Origin of the sequence: Pseudomonas sp. RIT-562 (assembly GCF_026241895.1) — a bacterium.
Taxonomy (GTDB): Bacteria; Pseudomonadota; Gammaproteobacteria; order Pseudomonadales; family Pseudomonadaceae; genus Aquipseudomonas; species Aquipseudomonas mandelii_F.
In genome coordinates this window covers 24,937-45,324 of sequence record NZ_JAPJIV010000007.1, presented here as the reverse complement: position 1 = coordinate 45,324, position 20,388 = coordinate 24,937, and the positions used below count along the sequence as shown (strand labels likewise).

Here is a 20,388-nt window from a genome sequence, read left to right as displayed (position 1 = left end):
TGGGTTTAGCCTCAAAGAGTCGAGTTCTACAGCAACTATAAAGTCAGCCGGGACCTGATCGAATTACGCAACCTGGCCCAGGTTGCAGAACTGATGATCCGCTCAGCCATGGAACGCAAGGAAAGTCGCGGCCTGCACTACACGCTCGACCACCCGAACCTGTTGCCGCAGGCGCTGGACACTATTCTGGTGCCGCCCACCTACGCCGACTGAACGTCAGCCGGACCCGCAGGCGGCGATGGACATCCGCCGCCTGCGAATCCCGGGGCACGCACACCGAGCGAACCCGGCGCTCGCCGCGCAGGCGAAATCGCAGCACCACGATCAGCGGCAGCGCCAGGCTTTCCGGCCGCAACTGCACCGCTTGCCAGCCTCCAGCCTCACTCCATAATTGCCAGCCATCGGCATCACGGCGAAGCCCGCGAAAGGCTTGCGGGTGGCTAAACAGGATCTGCCGCGGCACCACCCAGATCGCCTGGGCCAAGTACAGCAGCACGCCAAGCGCAGTCGCCCAAAGTGGAATGGTCAGCAGCAACAACGAACCCAGCGCGAGCAGCTGGGCCAACAGATAGGCCGCCAGCAACTGCCTAGAGGCGTGCCAGCGGCATTCGAACAGATTACTTGGGCTGGACACGATCCAGGATCATTCGGACCATGCGCTGCAGCTCCGGGTCTTCCGATTCGGCGCGCTCCATGAACCAGCCGAACATGTCCTGGTCTTCGCACTCGAGCAATCGCACGTAGAGGTCGCGATCAACCTGGTTCAGCTGCGGATAAACCTCCTTGACGAACGGCACCAGCAACACGTCAAGTTCGAGCATACCGCGGCGGCTGTGCCAGTAAAGGCGATTGAGTTCAACTTGTTCGACCATGTAGCGCTCCTCAAATAGCCCGCAAGTATACAGACCCCTGCTCGGCGGGACACTGGGCTTTGGTCGGGCGTCCCCGGGCTTTTGTGAACTACCCATTTCGAGGGCACACCCTTATGATGTGCTCCAGACTCTTTACCCTGCGATGACCCATGGCCGATTCTGCTTTTTTCTGCACCCTGTCTCACGAAGGCGTACTCGCGGTCCGCGGCGTTGACGCCAGCAAATTCCTGCAAGGCCAGTTGACCTGCAACCTCAACTACCTCAGTGATAACCAGGCCAGCCTGGGTGCACGCTGCACGCAAAAAGGCCGGATGCAATCGAGCTTTCGCATCCTGCTGGAAGGTGACGGCGTGCTCATGGCCATGGCCAGCGAGCTGCTGGAGCCGCAGTTGGCGGACCTGAAAAAATACGCGGTGTTTTCCCAATCCAAGTTGACCGATGAAAGCGCCGCCTGGGCGCGCTTTGGCCTGGAGCATGGCGATGCTGCATTGAGCGCCTTGGGTCTCGACCTGCCGGCAGGCACCGACAGTGTCGCGCGCCACGGCGCGATCATTGCCATCCGGGTCTCGCCCGACCGCGCCGAACTCTGGGTACCTGCCGATCAGGCCGATGCGGTGAAAAACCAGCTGGGTTCGCTGCTGGCCGAGGGCGAGCTCAATCAGTGGCTGCTGGGCCAGATTCGCGCCGGGATCGGCCAGGTCATGGCCGGCACCCGCGAGCTGTTCATCCCGCAGATGCTCAACCTGCAAGCCATCGGTGGTGTGAGTTTCAAGAAAGGCTGCTACACCGGCCAGGAAATCGTCGCGCGCATGCAGTACCTGGGCAAACTCAAACGCCGCCTGTATCGCCTGCAATTGTCCGCCAGTGAATTGCCGGAACCTGGCGCACCGCTGTTTTCCCCGAGCCATGGCAGCGCCATCGGCGAAGTGGTAATCGCGGCACAGGCCGGGCAAAACATTGAACTACTGGCGGTATTGCAAGCCGAAGCAGCGGAAGGTGGTGAGATTCACCTGGGCAGCCTCGAAGGGCCTGCCCTGACCTTGCTGGACCTGCCTTACGAGCTGGATCGCGACCGCGAAATCCAGCGCTGAAGGCAGCACCTGTCGCAATACTTCCCCTGGATAGACGAAATGAGCAAGCTGGCGGAAAAGGTCCAACAGGATTTGGTTGCGGCCATCGATAACGATGACCTGGTTCTGCCAACGTTGCCGGAAGTGGCCTTGCAGATTCGCAAGGCTGCGGAAGATCCGGAAATCAGTGTCAGTGCCCTGAGCAAAGTGATTGGCCGTGATACGGCGTTGTCGGCGCGCCTGATCAAGGTCGTCAACAGCCCGCTGCTGCGCGCCACCCAGGAAGTCACCGACCTGCACACGGCGATCACCCGCCTGGGCGTCAACTACAGCAGCAACCTGGCCATCGGCCTGGTGATGGAACAGATCTTCAATGCCCGTTCCGAGGTGGTCGAACAGAAAATGCGCGAAGTCTGGCGCAAGAGCCTGGAAATCGCCGGCGTCAGCTATGCGTTGTGCCGTCGCTACACCCAGCTCAAGCCGGATCAGGCCGCGCTTGGCGGATTGGTGCACCAGATCGGCGTGCTGCCGATCCTGACCTATGCCGAAGACCACAATGAACTGCTCGCCGACTCGGTCAGCCTCAATCACGTGATCGACCAGATCCATCCGCTGATCGGCAACAAGCTGCTCAGGGTCTGGGAATTCCCCGAAAAGCTGGTGCAGATCCCTGGGCTGTACCTGGATCTGCAGCGCGATTCCGATCGCTTGGACTATGTCGATGTGGTGCAGGTCGCCAGTTTGTACTGCCACAAGAACAGCGACCATCCATTGGCCCGGGTCGATGCCTTCGAAGTCCCGGCGTTCAGGAAGCTGGGAATTGATCCGCAGAGCGAGACGCTGGCCAGGGACCTGGAAGAGTCGCGGTCGATGTTTTACTGATCAGGGCTGATAAAACTTACCCGCACTTTCAAACCTGCCTGTTCGCCATCATGCAGGCTGATCTGCGCCAGGTGCGCACGGCAGATCTCGCCGACAATCGCCAGGCCCAATCCCGACCCGGCGACTTGCTGGTTGCGTCGATAGAACCGCTCAAACACCCGCTCGCGTTCCTCAAGGGGAATTCCCGGGCCATCGTCCTCGACCTCCAACACCGCCGGCGCAGTGACCCGCAGAATCACATTACCGCCTGATGGCGTGTGAGCCAGCGCGTTATCCACCAGGTTACTCAGCAGTTCATTCAACAGCGTCGGCTCGCCGCGCAACCACACCGGCTCATCCGCCTCCAGCGCCAACGCGACGCCACGCGCATGGGCCAGGGGAGCCATGGCCATGCCCAATTCCCGGGCCAGCTGGCTGAGATCAAGCAGTTGCGCGCCGCCCTCGGCAATCGCCCGGGCGCCGTTTTCGACCCTGGCCAGTGACAGCAGCTGGTTAGCCAGATGGGTCAGGCGATCGGTGCCCTGGGCGGCGGTTTCCAGGGTGCTGCGCCAGGTCTGCGGCTCGCTCGCGCGCAAGCCCAGTTCCAGCCGCGCCTTGAGCGCTGCCAGCGGCGTGCGCAATTCATGGGCGGCATCGGCGATAAATTGCGCCTGGCGCTCGAACTGCCCGCGCAGGCGCTCGGTGAAATGGTTGAGCGCACGCACCAGGGGCCAGAGTTCGTGCTGTACCTCCACCAATGGCAGCGGTCGCAAGTCGTCTGGTTGCCGCTCTTCCACCGCCGTGCGCAAGCGCTCCAGCGGTCGCAACGCAGCGCTTACTGCAAACCACACCATCAACAGCGCCCCGATCGCCAGCATGCCCAAGCGCAGCAAGGTGTCTGCCGCGAGACTGCGGGCCATATCGACCCTGGCCTCATCGGTTTCGGCGACGCGGATCTCGGCCATGCCGTTCATGTTCGGCTCGCTCACCGGCTTGAGCAGGCTGACCACCCGCACATTCTGGCCCTGGTACTTGGCATTGTAGAACCGCGCGAGGGCAGGATAATCGTCGGTGCGCGGGGTGCCCGGAGGTGGGGGCGGCAGGTTTTCGTAGCCGGAGATCAGTTTCTGGTTGATGTCGTTGACCAGGTAGAAAATGCGTCCGGCGCTGTCGTAGGCGAAGGTGTCGAGGGCGACGTAGGGCACGTCCGCGCTGAGGGTGCCGTCGATCTGGGAGACCCCGGCCGCGATAGTCCGCGCCGAGGCCAGCAGGGTGCGGTCGTAGGCCGTGTCGGCGGCCTCGCGCCCATTCCAGTAAGCGCTCAGGCCGCTGGCCAGCATCAGCACCACCAGCAATAACGCCAGGTTCCACAGCAACCGCCAGCGCAGGCTGCTGGGCTTATGCATCGCGGCTTTCCAGCAAGTATCCGAGGCCGCGGAAGGTCACGATGGCGACCGGTTGGCCATCGAGTTTCTTACGCAGGCGATGTACGTAGATTTCGATTGCGTCGGGGCTGGCTTCCTCGTCCAGGCCGAATACCTGGGAGGCCAGTTGCTCCTTGCTCATCACCCGCCCCGGCCGGGCGATCAGCGCTTCGAGCACCGCCTGTTCACGGGAAGTCAGGGTCAGCAGTTCTTCGGCAAGGGTGAAGCGTCGAGTGTCGAGGTCGTAGGACAGCACGCCGCAGGTCTGCTGGCGCTCGCCGCCCAGCACGCTGCGACGCAACAGGGCTTTGACGCGGGCCTCGAGTTCGGTCAGCTCAAAGGGCTTGGCCAAGTAGTCGTCGGCGCCGAGGTTGAGGCCGTGCACCCGGTCCTTGACGTCGCTGCGCGCGGTCAGCATCAGCACGGGCAGGTTCTTGCCCCGGGAGCGCAGGCGCGCCAGCACTTCGAAGCCATCCATGCGCGGCAGCCCGACGTCGAGGATCGCCATGGCGTAATCCTCGCTGCTCAAGGCCAGGTCCGCCGCCACGCCATCGTGTAGCACGTCCACGGTCAGTCCCGTGCTTTTCAGCGCCTGGGCGACACTTTCGGCAAGCTGCAAATGGTCTTCGACGAGCAGGACACGCATGGATCTTTACCTCGTTCAGGGATGGTCGACGCCATTCTTTGGCGCGAAGTTTACAGCCCGATCCGGCGCTGTGAAGCAGCAAAACCGTGAAAGCTCGCTGAAAGGTTAGCGAAAGGTTGGCCCGTTACAGTCGGCCCACGGATGGTTTCGACTGCAAGCCATCCACCCGTGCTGTGAAATGTAGCTCCCGAAAAACGCCTTGAAGCGTTTTCGCCAATAAGAACAATAACCGAGGTACTGCACCATGCCCTCCCGATGCCGCCAGGCGCCTTCTATCCGCTTTAAAAAACCTATCGACACCGCTTGCCCGGTGCGAAACCGCTTCGCCTGAAACATTCCAAAAACAATAACTCCTGTGGAGACACCATGAATCGATCACTGCGCCGTTTTGCCCTCGCCGCCAGCTGCATGTTCTTTGCTGGCCAGCTCATGGCCGAGCCCAAGCGCCCGGAATGCATCGCCCCAGCCTCGCCCGGTGGCGGTTTCGACCTGACGTGCAAACTGGTGCAAAGCGCCCTGGTCAACCAGAAGCTGCTGAGCAAGCCGATGCGCGTGACCTACATGCCCGGCGGAGTCGGCGCAGTGGCGTACAACGCGGTGGTCGCCCAGCGTCCCGCCGACGCCGGCACGCTAGTGGCTTGGTCCAGCGGTTCGCTGCTGAACCTGGCCCAGGGCAAGTTCGGTCGCTTTGACGAGAACGCAGTGCGCTGGCTGGCAGCGGTCGGCACCAGCTATGGCGCGATCGCAGTGAAAAGCGATTCGCCCTACAAGACCCTCGACGATCTGGTCCAGGCGCTGAAAAAAGATCCGAGCAAAGTGGTGATTGGCTCCGGCGGCACCGTCGGCAGTCAGGACTGGATGCAAACCGCGCTGATCGCCAAGGCCGCCGGGATCAACCCGCGGGACCTGCGTTACGTCGCACTCGAAGGCGGTGGTGAAATCGCCACGGCATTGCTGGGCGGGCACATCCAGGTCGGCAGCACCGACATCTCCGACTCCATGCCGCATATCCAGAGTGGCGACATGCGCCTGCTGGCGGTGTTCTCCGAGAAGCGTTTGGACGAGCCGGAAATGAAAGACATTCCGACCGCCAAGGAACAAGGCTACGACATCGTCTGGCCAGTGGTTCGCGGCTTCTACCTGGGGCCGAAGGTCAGTGACGAAGATTACGCCTGGTGGAAAGACTCCTTCGACAAACTCCTGGCTTCCGACGAGTTCGCCAAGTTGCGCGATCAGCGCGAGCTCTTCCCCTTCGCCCTGACCGGCCCCGAGCTGGACACCTACGTGAAGAAGCAGGTGGCGGACTACAAAGTGCTGGCCAAAGAGTTCGGCCTGATCCAGTGATCGTCCCTGTCTAGCGGCTGCGACCCCGGTTCCGGGGTGGTGGCCCAGGAGTTTTCCATGCTCTTACAACGCATTTTTGCTTCAGTGCTGTTGCTGGCTTGCGTCGGCCTGGCACTCATGGCGTGGCCGTACCAGGCGGCTTTTTCCTACGAACCGGTGGGCCCGCGAGCCTTTCCGCTGCTGATGCTCGGCTTGATGGGGCTGGGCCTGCTGTACATGCTGTTTCGCCCGACGCCGATCGTGCACAGCGACGATGACCCCAAGCTCGACCGCGAAACCCTGAACAAGATCGGCATCTGCGTGGTGTTGCTGCTGATCTTCGCCGGCCTGTTCGAACCGCTGGGCTTCATCCTCAGCAGCATCCTCATCGGCATTCCGATGGCGCGCCTGTACGGCGGTCGCTGGGGGCCGAGCATCATGGTGACGACGCTGATGAGCATTGGTCTCTACCTGCTGTTCGACAAGTTGATGGACGTGCCGTTGCCCCTGGGCCTGCTCGACGTTCTGGAGAACTGATATGGATACTTTCGGCTATTTGGGCCAGGGCTTCGGCGTCGCGCTGAGCCCGTACAACCTGGTGACTGCGCTGTGCGGCACGCTGATCGGCACCGTCGTCGGCCTGTTGCCGGGCCTGGGCCCGATCAATGGCGTAGCGTTGCTGATCCCGATCGCGTTTGCCCTCGGCCTGCCGCCGGAGTCGGCGCTGATCCTGCTGGCGGCGGTGTACCTGGGTTGCGAATACGGCGGTCGGATCAGTTCGATTCTGCTGAACATCCCGGGCGAAGCCTCCACCGTGATGACCACCCTCGACGGCTACCCGATGGCACGCAAAGGCCTGGCCGGTGTGGCACTGTCGCTGTCGGCCTGGAGTTCGTTCATCGGCGCGTTTATCGCCACCTGCGGCATGGTGTTGTTCGCGCCACTATTGGCGAAATGGGCCATCGCCTTCGGCCCGGCGGAATACTTCGTGCTGATGGTGTTTGCGATTGTCTGCCTCGGCGGTATGGCAGGCAACAGGCCGCTGAAGACCTTTATTGCGGCGTTGATCGGCCTGTTCCTGTCCACGGTCGGCATCGACGCCAACAGCGGGGTCTATCGATTCACCGGAGACAACATCCACCTCACCGACGGCATTCAATTCGTGGTGCTGGTGCTGGGCCTGTTCTCCATCAGTGAAATCCTCCTGCTGCTGGAAAAAACCCATCGCGGCCAGGAAGCGGTGAAAGCCACCGGGCGCATGATGTTCAATTTCAAGGAAGCGTCTTCGGTGTTCGTGGTGAACATTCGTTGCGGCCTGCTTGGTTTCATCATGGGCGTGTTGCCGGGTGCCGGCGCCACCCTGGCCAGCGCCGTGGCCTACATGACCGAAAAGCGTATCGCCGGGGCCAAGGGGACTTTTGGCCAGGGCGACATGCGCGGCCTGGCGGCACCGGAAACTGCCATCGGCGCTTCGGCGTGCGGCGCGCTGGTGCCGATGCTGACCCTGGGCGTTCCCGGTTCAGGCACCACGGCGGTGATGATCGGCGCCTTGTCGCTGTACAACATCACCCCTGGCCCCCTGCTGTTCCAGCAACAGCCAGACATCGTCTGGGGGCTGATCGCGTCGTTGTTCATCGCCAACATCATGCTGGTGATCCTCAACATCCCGATGATCCGCATCTTCACCCGCATCCTGTCCGTGCCGAACTGGGCACTGGTGCCGGTGATCGCCATCATCACCGGGATCGGTGTCTACGCGGTGCACGCCACCACCTTCGACCTGTTCCTGATGATCGGCATCGGCATCTTCGGCTACATCCTGCGCAAGCTGGACTTCCCGCTGTCGCCGGTACTGTTGGGTTTCATCCTCGGTGGCCTGATGGAGCAGAATCTGCGGCGCGCGCTGTCGATCTCCAATGGCGCGCTGGAAATCCTCTGGTCCAGCCCGATCACCTTCGGTGTCTGGATACTCACGGCGCTGATGCTGTTGATGCCGTTGCTGCGGATCTGGCGCAAACGTTCGGTCGCTCGTCGCGCAGTCGCCGATGTCTGATCGACCACCTTTCACCGCCTGGTGGGGTACGCCGCTGGTTGGCGCGCTGGGCGGTTATCTTGCCAGTCTGGTTGGCTGGCCGTTGCCGTGGATGGTCGGCTCGTTGCTGGCGATCATCCTGGTGCGCTGCCTGACGCCGTGGCAGTTGGCGGAGATCCCTGGCGGCCGCAAATGCGGCCAGTGGATCATCGGTATCGGTATCGGCCTGCACTTCACCCCGGTGGTGATGGAACAGGTGCTCAGTCACTTTGGCCTGATCTTCTTTGGCGCACTGGTCACCAGCCTGTCTGCGGTAGTCGGCGTCTGGCTGATGCGGCGCACCGGTGAGGATCGCGCCACTGCGTTCTTTTCCAGCATGCCCGGTGGTTCTGGCGAGATGGTCAATCTCGGCGCACGCAATGGCGCGGTGTTGAGCCGTGTTGCTGCGGGGCAGAGTCTGCGGGTACTGGTGGTGGTGCTGTGTGTGCCGGCGGCGTTCAAGTATCTGCTGGGCGACGCAGCACCGGTGTTTCATCCGGCGGCAGTCAGCTGGTGGTGGCTGGCCCTGCTGTTCCCGGCAGGCGCCGCAGCCGCCTGGGTCTGGGAGTTTTTGCGCCAACCCAACCCGTGGCTGTTCGGCCCATTGCTGGTCACCTCAGCCGTGAGTATCGGTTGGGACCTGCACATCGGCCTGCCGGACGGCGGCAGTCAGATCGGCCAATGGTTGATCGGCAGCGGCCTGGGCTGTCATTTCAACCGGCAGTTTTTTCGGCGTGCGCCATCGTTCATGGGCCGTACCTTGATCGGTACCGTCCTGACCATGCTGATCGCCACGCTGGCGGCACTGGGGCTCAGTGCCCTGACCCACCTGGACTTGCGTTCGCTGACCCTGGGGATGATGCCCGGCGGGATTGCCGAGATGAGCCTGACCGCCGAAACCCTGCAGCTGTCGGTGCCGCTGGTGACGGCGATGCAGGTGATGCGGTTGTTGTTTGTGCTGTTTCTGGCGGAGCCGTTGTTCAGGTATTGGAATCGGCAGCCGGGTTCTGTCTGAATAGACCGGGTTGCCCCGATCGCGAGCAGGCTCACTCCTACATGAGCCTGCTCGCGATCGGGGCCAACTCGGTTTATCCCATCAAACCGGCGGCAACCGCCACTCGATCGGCGTCTCGCCGTTCTGCTGCAGAAATTTGTTGGTCCGGCTGAAGTGTCCGCACCCGAGAAACCCGCGATAAGCCGACAAAGGCGAAGGATGCACCGACGTCAGCACCAGGTGCTTGGTCGCATCAATCAGCTTCTGTTTGCTCTGCGCATGCGCGCCCCACAGCATGAACACCAGGTGCGGCTGCTGCTGGCTGACCACTTCGATGATCCGGTCGGTGAAAAACTGCCAGCCCTTGTCCTTGTGCGCATTGGCATTGGCGCGTTCGACCGTCATGGTGGTATTGAGCATCAGCACGCCCTGGTCGGCCCAGCTTTGCAGATAGCCGTGGTTGGGGATGTCGATGTTCAGGTCGCGCTTCAACTCTTTATAGATGTTCACCAGCGACGGCGGCGCCGGTACGCCCGGTTGCACCGAGAAGCACAGGCCATGGGCCTGGCCCGGGCCGTGATACGGATCCTGGCCGAGGATCACCACTTTGACCTTATCCAGTGGCGTCGAGTTGAGCGCGTTAAAAATCATCGGGCCGGGTGGATAGATCTCCTTGCCCGCCGCCCGCTCCTGCTGCAGGAAATTGCGCAACTCTGCCATGTAAGGCTGGTCGAACTCAGCACGCAGTGCCTCCTTCCAGCTCGGTTCGAGTTTGATACGGTCGTCAGCAGTCATGATTACACCCGGCAAAAACAATGGGGGGAACCCTAAGAAGGCCCGTCACGCTTGTCAATTGATCTGACGCAGAACCGGCACTTTCCTGCACAGCGATCATACTGAACGCTCAAATTCCTGATCGAGGTCACGATGAATCTGCACTTCGAAGAACTTACCGGTACCGACGGCGCGCGCATCGGCGTGGCCACCCTGGATGCCGAAAAGTCCCTGAACGCCCTGTCCTTGCCGATGATCAACGCACTGAGCCATCAACTGGACGTCTGGGCCAAGGAACCCCAAATAGTCTGCGTCCTGTTGCGCGGCAATGGCGCCAAAGCTTTTTGTGCCGGCGGCGAAGTGCGCAGCCTGGTGCAAGCTTGCCGCGAACACCCTGGCGAAGTACCGCCCTTGGCTGCGCATTTTTTCGCGGCTGAATATCGACTCGACTTCAATCTGCATACCTATCCCAAGCCATTGATCTGCTGGGGCCACGGCTACGTGCTCGGCGGCGGCATGGGCCTGCTGCAAGGCGCCAGCCTGCGCATCGTGACACCGAGTAGCCGCCTGGCAATGCCGGAAATCAGCATTGGCCTGTATCCGGACGTCGGCGCCAGCTGGTTCCTGGCGCGCCTGCCGGGCAAGCTCGGGCTGTTTCTCGGCCTGACTGGCGCGCCTATGAACGCTCGCGATGCGATCGACCTCGATCTGGCCGACCGTTTCCTGCTCGATGAACAACAGGAAGCATTACTGGAAGGTCTGTTGCAGATCAACTGGCAGGAGCAGACGGCCATGCAGCTCAACAGTCTGCTCAAGGCCTTGCAGCAGGAGGCCGTGGCGCAGATGCCCGAGGCACAATGGTTGCCGCGTCGCCAGCAGATCGACGAGCTGCTGGATGTCAGCGACGTGCGCTGTGCCTGGAAAGCTATCAGCCAGCAAACCGAGCACAGCGACCCGCTGATTAGCCGAGCGGCCAAAACCATGAGCGAAGGCTCGCCGCTGACGGCGCATCTGGTGTGGGAGCAGATCGCCCGAGCGCGGCACATGTCGCTGGCCGAGGTGTTCCAGATGGAATACACCCTGAGCCTCAACTGCTGCCGTCATCCCGAGTTCAGCGAAGGGGTGCGTGCGCGTTTGATCGACAAGGACCAGAAGCCGCATTGGCACTGGCCAGATATCAACAACGTGCCGGAGGCGGTGGTGGAGGCGCATTTCCAGAAAGCCTGGGAAGGCCGGCATCCGCTGGCGGATCTCTCGCAGTACTGAGATTATTGGAACTCTGAACCGACTGTGGGAGCGAGCCTGCTCGCGATTGGGTGTATCAGACGCAATTGATGCCATCTGGTACACCGCTATCGCGAGCAGGCTCACTCCCACAGGTTTATCCGCCTCGTGATACTTATCGGCGGCCACCCCGGCCATCGTGATCACCGCGACCATTATGATCGCCTCGCCCGCCGTGGCGTCCGCCCCCGCGATAGTCATTATTGCTGCCGCCGCGATTGCGCCCGTCCCAGCGCTGGTTCTGATGAGCCCGATAATCGGCTCGCGGTGAAGAGTGGTAATAACGCGGAGCCGGTTGATAGACCCGCGGTTGGTAGTAGTACCGCGGAGTCGGCTGGTAATAACGTGCAGGTGGCGCGTAGTACCTGCGTGGCTGGGTGTAATAACCAGCGCCGCCCGAGTAGTAGGTGCCGCCGGAATAATAGGCAGGCGCGGGCGAGGTATAGACCTCGGAACTGTAGTAGCTGGCTCCTCCATCGGAATAAGGCACGCATGCGCCCAGAGATAATCCCAATACAGCAATCAGAAGAATTCGGCGTTTTATTCGAGAGAGCATGGCGGCCTCCTGGACCGCGAGTGAGCCATACCAGCGACGCTGGCAGGCGACAGTCAATTATTCGGTGACTGTCGATAGATCAGACATCGATTCCGGAATCTGGTGCGGTCTCGCAATACGTTGAAACATCTCGCCGATGAAAGGTTATTCATCTTTCTGCCCCCTGATCGGCGCCATTGCAGTGCACGGCTGCACCATCACAATGCGTGCCCGACTCCCATGCCCTGAATATATATCTTGCAAAACCCCGTCCCAGAGCGCTCCGGCCGACTTGGCACGCCTCTCGCTTTAACAAACCTGTGCAGGAGTCAATCACCGGTTCGCGGCACCACAATTTGCAATGGCTGACTAGGGTTCCGGCTCGCTACGGCGAGTGACTGGTCCGAGAGTTGGCGACCTCCAGTTGAGGTTACACGGCGGGACAAAAGCCCGGGAGACAAGCCACCGTTCGCGCGGTGCCGCGTTGCCTTCCTGTCCGCCCTTGATCAACTGGAGAACCACCCATGTCCCAGCCCCGTTTACCCGCCCTGCTCGCCGCTGCCTTCGCAGCCGTCGTGAGCTTCTCGTCCCAGGCCGCGCAAAAAGACCACTTCAGCGTCTGCTGGACCATCTACGCCGGCTGGATGCCCTGGGAATACGCAGGCAGCCAGGGCATCGTCGATAAATGGGCGAAGAAGTACGGCATCACGATCGATGTGGTGCAGCTCAACGACTATGTCGAATCCATCAATCAGTACACCGCCGGCCAGTTCGACGGCTGCACCATGACCAACATGGACGCGCTGACCATCCCGGCCGCCGGCGGCGTCGACAGCACCGCGCTGATCGTCAGCGACTTCTCCAACGGCAACGACGGCATCGTGCTCAAGGGCGCAGGCAAGCAAGTCAGCGACCTCAAGGGCATGGACGTCAACCTGGTCGAGCTGTCGGTGTCCCACTACCTGCTGGCCCGCGCGCTGGACTCGGTGGACTTGACCGAGAAAGACCTGAAAGTGGTCAACACCTCCGATGCCGATATCTCCGCAGCCTTCAACACCGACCAGGTCACCGCCGTGACCACCTGGAACCCGATGCTCTCGGACATCAAGGCCAAGCCCGGCGTGAGCGAGGTATTCAATTCCAGCCAGATCCCCGGCGAGATCATGGACATGATGGTCGTCAACAGCGCCACCCTCAAAGACAACCCGGCCCTGGGCAAGGCACTGACAGGTGCCTGGTTCGAAGTGGTCGAGTTGATGAACGGGAACAACGCCGCAGGTAACTCCGCGCTTGAACATATGGCCAAAGCGTCGGGCACTGACCTGGCCGGTTTCCAGGCGCAACTGGACACCACCAAATTGTTCGCCACGCCGCGCGAAGCGCTCGACTTCGCCACCAGCAAACAACTGCCGGAGACCATGCGCAAGGTCGCCGAATTCTCCTTCCAGCATGGCTTGCTTGGCGAAGGCGCGAAGGACACCAGCGCCGTCGGCATGGCCTTCGCCAACGGTGTGACCAGCGGCGACAAGGGCAATCTCAAGCTGCGTTTCGACCCGACCTACGTACAGATGGCCGCCGACGCCAAGCTGTAATCAGGAGGACTGGCCATGCGCCTGATCAATCGTCACCCGGACCGCCCGAGTCGCCTGCTGCTGGTGATCCTGCCGTTCGCCCTGGTGCTGTTCGCCTACTTCATGGGCTCGGCCGAGCGCCTGGCGGATAACCCCAACGACAAGCTGCTGCCCAGCGCCGTACAGATGACCGACGCGGTGAAACGCCTGGCGTTCAACGCCGATAGCCGCACCGGGGACTACCTGCTGTGGCAGGACACGGCTTCCAGCTTGCGCCGCCTGGCCATCGGCCTGGGCATCAGCGCGCTGGCCGGCCTGTGCCTGGGTATCGCCGCCGGGACTTTGCCGCTGTTCGGGGCGCCGTTGTCGCCCCTGCTGACGGTGCTGTCGATGGTGCCGCCGCTGGCGATCCTGCCGATTCTGTTCATCGTCTTCGGGCTTGGCGAGCTGTCCAAGGTGATGCTGATCGTTATCGGCATCACGCCCTGCCTGGCCCGCGACCTGGAACAGCGCGCTCGGGAAATTCCCGTGGAACTGCTGATCAAGGCCCAGACCCTGGGCGCTTCGACTTGGACTCTGATGCTGCGGGTGGTGCTCCCGCAATTGCTGCCGCGCCTGCTGATCTCCTTGCGGCTGATGCTCGGCTCGGCCTGGTTGTTCCTGATCGCCGCCGAAGCCATCGCCTCCACCGACGGCCTCGGCTACCGCATTTTCCTCGTGCGTCGCTACCTGGCGATGGACGTGATCCTGCCCTACGTGGTGTGGATCACCCTGCTCGCCTGGCTGATGGACTGGGGGCTCAAGCGCCTGACCCAGCGTGCTTTCCCCTGGTACGAAGGAGCACGGGCATGAGTTTTATCAGCGTGAAAAACGTCTGGCAGCAATACGCCGACCAGGTGGTGCTCGAAGGCCTGAACCTCAACGTCAACGAGGGTGAATTCTGCACCCTGGTCGGCGCATCGGGTTGCGGCAAATCGACCTTCCTGCGCCTGCTGCTCGGTCAGGAGCGCGCCAGTCGCGGCGAGATCCTGCTCGATGGCCAGGCCCTGGCCGGCGAACCGGATTCGAGCCGTGGTGTGGTGTTCCAGCGTTACTCGGTGTTCCCGCATTTGACCGTGCTGGACAACGTTGCACTCGGCCTCGAACTGCCGCGCTCGCCATTGCTCGGGCGCCTGTTCGGCAGCGCCAAGAAGGATGCCCGCGAACAGGCGTCAGTGTTGCTGCACAAGGTTGGCCTCGGTCACTCGCTGGACAAGTACCCGGCGCAGTTGTCCGGCGGCATGCAACAACGGCTGGCCATCGCCCAGGCACTGATCATGAAGCCTCGGGTGTTGCTGCTCGACGAACCCTTCGGCGCCCTCGACCCCGGCATCCGCAAGGACATGCACAGCCTGTTGCTGGGGCTGTGGCGCGAGACGCAACTGACGGTGTTCATGGTCACCCACGACCTGTCCGAAGGCTTCAGCCTCGGCACTCGTTTGCTGGTGTTCGACAAGGTTCGCGTCGACCCTCACGCCCCCGGTGCCTATGGCGCACGCATTACCTACGACATCCCTTTGAACAGCGACCGCCGCGTCCAGCGCGCCGCCGTCGACGCTCTGCCGGCCACGCTGGCAGGCACGCTCCGTATCGCTTAGAGGAAATTGCCCATGACTGATTCGACTCAACTGTTCCCCGTGTTCGCCGAAGAAACCCTGCCCGGTGGTGGTCATCGCTCGTTCATCCTCAAGCGCGAACAACTGCTGCGCCTGACCGACCTGCGCGGCGGCGCCAACGTCAGCCTGACGCTGCTCAACGCCAACGAGAAGACCGAGCGCCTGAACCTGCCCGACAGCCTCAAGTGCCAACACACCGCCAAGCTCACCAGCGGCCATTGCCTGTATTCGGACATGGGTCGCGTACTGGCCGCCATCACGGCCGACACCTGCGGCTGGAGCGACAGCCTCGGCGGCGTGCTGTGCGCTGAAGAAGTCGCGCAAAAGTACGGCGCCGGACGCTATCAGGAATTGCGCAACGGTTTCTTCCGCAACGGTACCGACAACCTGTTGGTGGAGCTGGGCAAGTGGGGACTGGGCCTGTCCGACCTGCTGATGACCCTCAACCTGTTCAGCCGGGTCAACGTCGACGAGACCGGGAGCTTTCACTTCGTCGAAGGCAATTCCAAAGCCGGTGACTACATCGAACTGTACGCCCCCATGGACACCCTGGTAGTGCTGACCGCCCTGCAACATCCGCTGGACCCGGCGCCGGACTATGCGCCCAAACCCCTGAAGCTCAGCTGGATGCACGCCGACGCCAGCGTCGCCGAGCACTGCCGCACCTCGCGCCCGGAAAACGAGCGCGGCTTCATCAACACCGACCGCCTGTTCGCCTGAGGATCGCTGCCATGTCACTCGCTATCGCCACTGCGCAACACCTGCCCGAAACCGCGGCGTACCGTGCCACCATCCCGGCCGGCGAACCCTTCCTGCTGGAGGTCAAGGCCGGCCAGACCCTGCGCATTCTTGACCTTGAGGGAAACCAGGCCGTCGACACCCTGTTCTACAGCCTCGCCAACCCCAGAGAGCGTTACGACGTGCAGCGCACTTTGCGCCGGCAGAACAGCGTCTACCTGGGCACCGGCAGCGTGCTGTATTCCAACCTCGGCAAACCGATGCTGACCATCGTCGCCGACACCTGCGGCCGGCACGACACCCTCGGCGGCGCCTGCGCGCAAGAGAGCAACACCGTGCGCTACGCCCTGGAAAAACGCTACATGCACAGCTGCCGCGACAACTACCTGCGCGCCTGCGCCCACGACGGTCGACTGGGCAAGGGCGACATCGGCCCGAACATCAATTTCTTCATGAATGTGCCAGTCACGGCGGACGGCGGCTTGACCTTCGCAGACGGCATTTCAGCGCCGGGCAAGTACGTCGAACTGCGGGCGGAAATGGACGTGATCATGCTGATTTCCAACTGCCCGCAACTGAACAACCCATGCAACGCCTACAACCCTACTCCTGCGCAGGTGCTGGTATGGAACTGAAAATGGCGCGGTTGCGCAAATGGCTGTTCGCCCTGTGCCAGGCACGGTCGGGTCAGTGCCTGAAATCTCCGGAACACCGTTGAACCCTACTGTGGGAGCGGGCTTGCTCGCGAAGAGGCCATGCCAGTCGATATTGACTTGTCAGCCAGAACGCTTTCGCGAGCAAGCCCGCTCCACAGTGAATCATCGGTGCTCTGAAGAGAATTGATTCTGCCGTCGGGGACGACCCCGGCGCCTGTCGAAAAACTGCGGGACGGCCCGCATCCCCTCCAGGGGTTTGCCATGTTCGAAAAAGTCCTGATTGCCAACCGTGGCGCCATTGCCTGTCGCATCCTGCGCACCCTGCGCGAGCTACAGGTGAAGGGCGTTGCCGTTTACTCCGAAGCCGATGCCGCCAGCCTGCACATCCTGCAGGCAGACGAAGCCCACAGCCTGGGTGAAGGCGCTGCCGCCGGTACCTATCTCGTCGTCGAGAAAATCCTCGCCATCGCCAAGGCCAGTGGCGCCACGGCGATTCATCCCGGCTACGGCTTCCTTTCGGAAAACGCCGCATTTGCGCAAGCCTGTGAAGCGGCAGACATCGCCTTCATCGGCCCCACGCCCGAGCAACTGCGGGTGTTCGGCCTCAAGCACACGGCGCGCGCCCTGGCCAGGGAGCACGCCGTGCCAATGCTCGAAGGCACCGAACTGCTCGACAGCCTCGACGCCGCCCTGCTTGCCGGCAAACAGGTCGGTTACCCGGTGATGCTCAAGAGTACTGCCGGTGGTGGCGGCATTGGCATGCGGGTCTGCCGCAGTGCCGCCGAGTTGAGTGAATCGTTTGAAGCGGTCAAACGCTTGGGCCAGAACAATTTCAGCGACGCCGGGGTGTTCATCGAGAAGTACATCCAGCGCGCCCGGCATCTGGAAGTCCAGGTGTTCGGCGACGGTCGCGGGGACGTGATCGCGCTCGGTGTGCGCGACTGCTCGGTGCAGCGGCGCAACCAGAAGGTCCTCGAAGAAACCCCCGCGCCCAACTTGCCCGAGGGCATGGCAGAGGAACTCTGCGCAGCGGCAATCAAACTGGCGAAGGCGGTGAACTATCGCAGCGCCGGCACCGTGGAATTTGTCTTCGACAGCGCCGACCAGCGTTTCTATTTTCTCGAAGTGAACACCCGCCTGCAGGTGGAACATGGCGTCACCGAGCAGGTGTGGGGCGTCGATCTGGTGCGCTGGATGATCGAACTGGCGGCCGGTGACCTGCCGCCGCTGAGCGAGTTGAGCCGCGGTTTGCAGGCCCAGGGGCACGCGATCCAGGCGCGGCTGTATGCAGAAGATCCGGGCCGGGACTTTCAACCGAGCCCGGGCTTGCTCACCGCCGTGAACTTCCCGGCCGCCGATGGCAAACACCTGCGGATCGACACCTGGGTCGAAGCCGGTTGCGAGATTCCACCCTACTTCGACCCGATGATCGCCAAGCTCATCTGCTGGGCACCCAGCCGCGAAGAAGCCGCCGTCGGCCTGCATCAGGCCCTGGGCGACAGCCTGCTGTACGGCGTGGAAACCAACCGCGACTACTTGCGCCAGATCCTGCTCGACGCACCGTTCGCCAGCGGCCAGCCATGGACCCGTTGCCTTGAAGACCTGGTCTATCAGGCCAACACTTTCGAAGTGCTCAGTGCCGGTACCCAGACCAGCGTGCAAGACTATCCCGGACGTCTGGGTTACTGGGCCGTGGGCGTGCCGCCGTCCGGGCCGATGGACAGTCGCGCGTTGCGCCTGGGCAACCTCCTGCTGGGTAACGACGAAGGCGCCGCCGCCCTGGAAATCACCATGAGCGGGCCGCTGCTGCGCTTCAATTGCGACGCCGTGGTGGCGGTCACCGGGGCAGTGATTCCGCTGACCCTGAACGGTGAAGCGGCTGCGATGAATACTTCGCTGCTGATCACGGCGGGATCCACCCTGAACCTCGGCACTATCGCCGGCGCGGGTGCCCGCAGCTATCTATGCCTGCGGGGCGGGCTGCAGGTGCCGGAGTACCTGGGCAGCAAAAGCACCTTCACCCTCGGTCAGTTTGGCGGCCACGGCGGTCGTGCATTGCGCGCTGGCGATGTGTTGCACGTGCCGGCCCTGAACGAGCGCAGCACGGGCATTACGCTGCCTGAGGAACAACTCGCCGAGCTACCTGCCGTTCGGCAGATCCGAGTAATTTATGGCCCCCATGGCGCTCCGGAATACTTCACCGAAAACTACATCGGCAAGTTCTTCGCGACTCAGTGGGAAGTGCATTTCAATTCCAGCCGCACCGGCGTGCGCCTGATCGGGCCGAAGCCTGAATGGGTGCGCGCCGACGGTGGCGAGGCGGGCTTGCACCCGTCGAACATCCACGACAATCCGTATGCCATTGGCGCGGTGGATTTTACCGGGGACATGCCGGTGATTCTCGGGCCGGACGGGCCGAGCCTCGGCGGTTTCGTGTGCCCGGTGACGGTGATCGAGGCGGACCTGTGGCAGCTGGGCCAGCTCAAGGCCGGGGACAGAGTACAGTTCCACCCGGTTGATCTGCAGACCGCCCGCAGGCTTGCCTTGAAATGGACTAGCCCTGGTGATGAGGACAGATCGGATACCGCGTCGACTTCATCGCGAGCAGGCTCACTCCTACAGGGGGGTGCCACACAGGGCATCGTGTCGCCTGTTGTGATGGAGTTGGGTGACGGGGATAAGAAGCTGGTTGCGCGACTGTCAGGCGACACCCATCTGCTCCTGGAAATCGGCGCCCCCGAGCTCGACCTGGTGCTGCGCTTCCGCGCCCACGCCCTGATGCAAGCCCTGGAAGGTAAAAACCTGCACGGCGTGATCGACCTGACGCCGGGCATCCGCTCGCTGCAAGTGCACTACCAACCCGAGCAATTGCCTCTCGCCGACCTGCTGGGCATCGTCGCCGGGGAATGGGACGCTGTGTGCGCCGCCAAGGACCTGCAAGTGCCCTCGCGCATCGTCCATCTGCCATTGTCCTGGGACGATCCGGCCTGCCAGCTGGCTATCGAGAAATACATGACCACCGTGCGCAAGGACGCACCATGGTGCCCGAGCAACCTGGAGTTCATTCGTCGTATCAACGACCTGCCCAACCTAGACGAAGTGCAGCGCACGGTGTTCGATGCCAGCTATCTGGTGATGGGGTTGGGCGACGTGTACCTGGGTGCTCCCGTCGCCACCCCGCTCGACCCGCGCCATCGCCTGGTGACCACCAAATACAATCCCGCGCGCACCTGGACCGCGGAAAACTCGGTGGGCATCGGCGGTGCCTACATGTGCGTCTACGGCATGGAAGGCCCCGGCGGTTACCAGTTCGTCGGTCGTACTTTGCAGATGTGGAACCGCTATCGCGAAGTCGCCGCGTTCGGTGGCAAACCATGGCTGCTGCGCTTCTTCGACCAGATCCGCTTTTACCCGGTCAGCGCCGCCGAACTGCTGCGCATACGCCGGGATTTCCCCCTGGGTCGCTTCGAGCTGAACATCGAGCACAGCCAGCTGAACCTCGCCGACTACCAGGACTTTCTCGCGAAAGAAGCCGGCAGCATCGCGGCATTTCGCAATCAACAGCAAGGGGCGTTCAACGCCGAGCGCGAACGCTGGATCGCCAGCGGCCAGGCGCATTTCGACAGTGATGAACCGGCCCCGCAAGTGAGCGAAGACGCTGCGCTGGCCAGCGGTGAAATGAGCGTCGACAGCCATATTGCCGGCAACCTGTGGCAGGTGCAGGTCGAGGCCGGCAACCGGGTTCAGGCCGGCGATGTGCTGGTGATTCTGGAGTCGATGAAGATGGAAATTCCGCTGCTCGCGCCCATGCCCGGCATCGTCCGCGAGGTCCGCGTGCAACCGGGCTCGCCGGTCCGCGCCGGACAGCGCGTGGTGGTACTGGAACTCGACTGAATCTATTTTGCAAAAGGACT

General features: G+C 62.4%; 19 protein-coding genes, 1 pseudogene and 1 riboswitch. Of the genes and pseudogenes, 14 read left to right on the top strand and 6 right to left on the bottom strand.

The genetic code is table 11. The features are described 5' to 3' along the window. Positions 1-21 precede the first annotated feature (21 nt). A pseudogene (locus tag ORL50_RS11165) lies at positions 22-213 on the top strand (L-aspartate oxidase); the annotation flags it as partial. On the opposite strand, the gene ORL50_RS11160 reads toward ORL50_RS11165, so the two are convergent. Further along, positions 182-634 (bottom strand): protein YgfX, encoded by a 453-nt coding sequence (locus ORL50_RS11160; RefSeq protein WP_266014135.1) that lies wholly within the window; start codon positions 632-634, stop codon positions 182-184. The pseudogene ORL50_RS11165 and the gene ORL50_RS11160 sit on opposite strands and share 32 nt — an antisense overlap. Beyond that, positions 618-872 (bottom strand): FAD assembly factor SdhE, encoded by a 255-nt coding sequence (locus ORL50_RS11155; RefSeq protein WP_266014132.1) that lies wholly within the window; start codon positions 870-872, stop codon positions 618-620. Before ORL50_RS11155 ends, ORL50_RS11160 begins: the two co-directional genes overlap by 17 nt. Positions 873-1,021: 149 nt before the next feature. Here ORL50_RS11155 and ygfZ point away from each other — a divergent pair, with 149 nt between their 5' ends. Together ygfZ and ORL50_RS11145 are read left to right on the top strand one after the other, a co-directional pair. Further along, positions 1,022-1,963: a CAF17-like 4Fe-4S cluster assembly/insertion protein YgfZ gene (gene ygfZ / locus ORL50_RS11150; RefSeq protein WP_266014129.1), complete on the top strand. Its 942-nt coding sequence runs from the start codon at positions 1,022-1,024 to the stop codon at positions 1,961-1,963. A gap of 39 nt (positions 1,964-2,002) precedes the next feature. Next, on the top strand, positions 2,003-2,824 hold the full coding sequence (locus tag ORL50_RS11145) for an HDOD domain-containing protein (protein WP_266014126.1): 822 nt from the start codon (positions 2,003-2,005) through the stop codon (positions 2,822-2,824). Here the strand turns inward: ORL50_RS11145 and ORL50_RS11140 are convergent. Further along, positions 2,818-4,209 (bottom strand): sensor histidine kinase, encoded by a 1,392-nt coding sequence (locus ORL50_RS11140; RefSeq protein ID WP_266014123.1) that lies wholly within the window; start codon positions 4,207-4,209, stop codon positions 2,818-2,820. The two genes, ORL50_RS11145 and ORL50_RS11140, sit on opposite strands and share 7 nt — an antisense overlap. Then, on the bottom strand, positions 4,202-4,873 hold the full coding sequence (locus ORL50_RS11135; RefSeq protein WP_247289143.1) for a response regulator: 672 nt from the start codon (positions 4,871-4,873) through the stop codon (positions 4,202-4,204). The genes ORL50_RS11140 and ORL50_RS11135 overlap by 8 nt, the downstream gene beginning before the upstream one ends. A gap of 366 nt (positions 4,874-5,239) precedes the next feature. On the opposite strand from ORL50_RS11135, the gene ORL50_RS11130 reads away from it, so the two are divergent. Genes ORL50_RS11130 through ORL50_RS11115 form a run of 4 tightly spaced genes read left to right on the top strand, consistent with a single transcriptional unit; the run spans position 5,240 to position 9,282 of the window. Beyond that, positions 5,240-6,217: a Bug family tripartite tricarboxylate transporter substrate binding protein gene (locus tag ORL50_RS11130; RefSeq protein WP_416236019.1), complete on the top strand. Its 978-nt coding sequence runs from the start codon at positions 5,240-5,242 to the stop codon at positions 6,215-6,217. Between the two features lie 57 nt (positions 6,218-6,274). After that, positions 6,275-6,733: a tripartite tricarboxylate transporter TctB family protein gene (locus ORL50_RS11125; protein ID WP_266014116.1), complete on the top strand. Its 459-nt coding sequence runs from the start codon at positions 6,275-6,277 to the stop codon at positions 6,731-6,733. A gap of 1 nt (position 6,734) precedes the next feature. After that, positions 6,735-8,249 carry a tripartite tricarboxylate transporter permease gene (locus tag ORL50_RS11120; RefSeq protein ID WP_266014113.1) on the top strand — a complete coding sequence of 505 codons (1,515 nt, stop codon included), beginning with the start codon at positions 6,735-6,737 and terminating at the stop codon, positions 8,247-8,249. Continuing rightward, a complete protein-coding gene (locus tag ORL50_RS11115; protein WP_266014110.1) occupies positions 8,242-9,282 on the top strand; it encodes an AbrB family transcriptional regulator in 1,041 nt (346 codons plus the stop codon). Before ORL50_RS11120 ends, ORL50_RS11115 begins: the two co-directional genes overlap by 8 nt. An 81-nt stretch (positions 9,283-9,363) precedes the next feature. Here ORL50_RS11115 and ung read toward each other — a convergent pair whose 3' ends face one another. Next, a complete protein-coding gene (gene ung / locus ORL50_RS11110) occupies positions 9,364-10,056 on the bottom strand; it encodes a uracil-DNA glycosylase (RefSeq protein ID WP_266014107.1) in 693 nt (230 codons plus the stop codon). A 132-nt stretch (positions 10,057-10,188) separates the two neighbouring features. Between ung and dspII the strand changes: the two genes are divergently transcribed. After that, complete coding sequence (gene dspII, locus ORL50_RS11105; RefSeq protein WP_266014104.1) at positions 10,189-11,301, top strand: enoyl-CoA hydratase/isomerase DspII; 1,113 nt, start codon at positions 10,189-10,191, stop codon at positions 11,299-11,301. 133 nt (positions 11,302-11,434) lie between these two features. On the opposite strand, the gene ORL50_RS11100 is transcribed toward dspII, so the two are convergent. After that, entirely contained in the window at positions 11,435-11,875 is a 441-nt protein-coding gene (locus ORL50_RS11100) for a hypothetical protein (RefSeq protein ID WP_266014101.1), read from the bottom strand. A gap of 337 nt (positions 11,876-12,212) precedes the next feature. Beyond that, positions 12,213-12,313, top strand: a riboswitch (guanidine-I (ykkC/yxkD leader). Between the two features lie 65 nt (positions 12,314-12,378). Between ORL50_RS11100 and ORL50_RS11095 the strand changes: the two genes are divergently transcribed. The 6 genes from ORL50_RS11095 to uca all read left to right on the top strand — a co-directional run bounded on the left by ORL50_RS11095 (position 12,379) and on the right by uca (position 20,368). Next, positions 12,379-13,446, top strand: coding sequence for a putative urea ABC transporter substrate-binding protein (locus ORL50_RS11095; protein ID WP_266014098.1), 1,068 nt, complete (start codon positions 12,379-12,381; stop codon positions 13,444-13,446). 15 nt (positions 13,447-13,461) lie between these two features. Then, positions 13,462-14,277 carry an ABC transporter permease gene (locus ORL50_RS11090; protein ID WP_266014095.1) on the top strand — a complete coding sequence of 272 codons (816 nt, stop codon included), beginning with the start codon at positions 13,462-13,464 and terminating at the stop codon, positions 14,275-14,277. After that, positions 14,274-15,062 carry an ABC transporter ATP-binding protein gene (locus tag ORL50_RS11085; protein WP_266014092.1) on the top strand — a complete coding sequence of 263 codons (789 nt, stop codon included), beginning with the start codon at positions 14,274-14,276 and terminating at the stop codon, positions 15,060-15,062. The genes ORL50_RS11090 and ORL50_RS11085 overlap by 4 nt, the downstream gene beginning before the upstream one ends. 12 nt (positions 15,063-15,074) lie before the next feature. Then, positions 15,075-15,800: an urea amidolyase associated protein UAAP1 gene (locus ORL50_RS11080; RefSeq protein WP_266014089.1), complete on the top strand. Its 726-nt coding sequence runs from the start codon at positions 15,075-15,077 to the stop codon at positions 15,798-15,800. A gap of 11 nt (positions 15,801-15,811) precedes the next feature. Continuing rightward, positions 15,812-16,453 (top strand): urea amidolyase associated protein UAAP2, encoded by a 642-nt coding sequence (locus tag ORL50_RS11075; protein ID WP_266014086.1) that lies wholly within the window; start codon positions 15,812-15,814, stop codon positions 16,451-16,453. Positions 16,454-16,735: 282 nt separating this feature from the next. Continuing rightward, positions 16,736-20,368, top strand: coding sequence for an urea carboxylase (gene uca, locus ORL50_RS11070; RefSeq protein ID WP_266014084.1), 3,633 nt, complete (start codon positions 16,736-16,738; stop codon positions 20,366-20,368). Positions 20,369-20,388 lie beyond the last annotated feature (20 nt).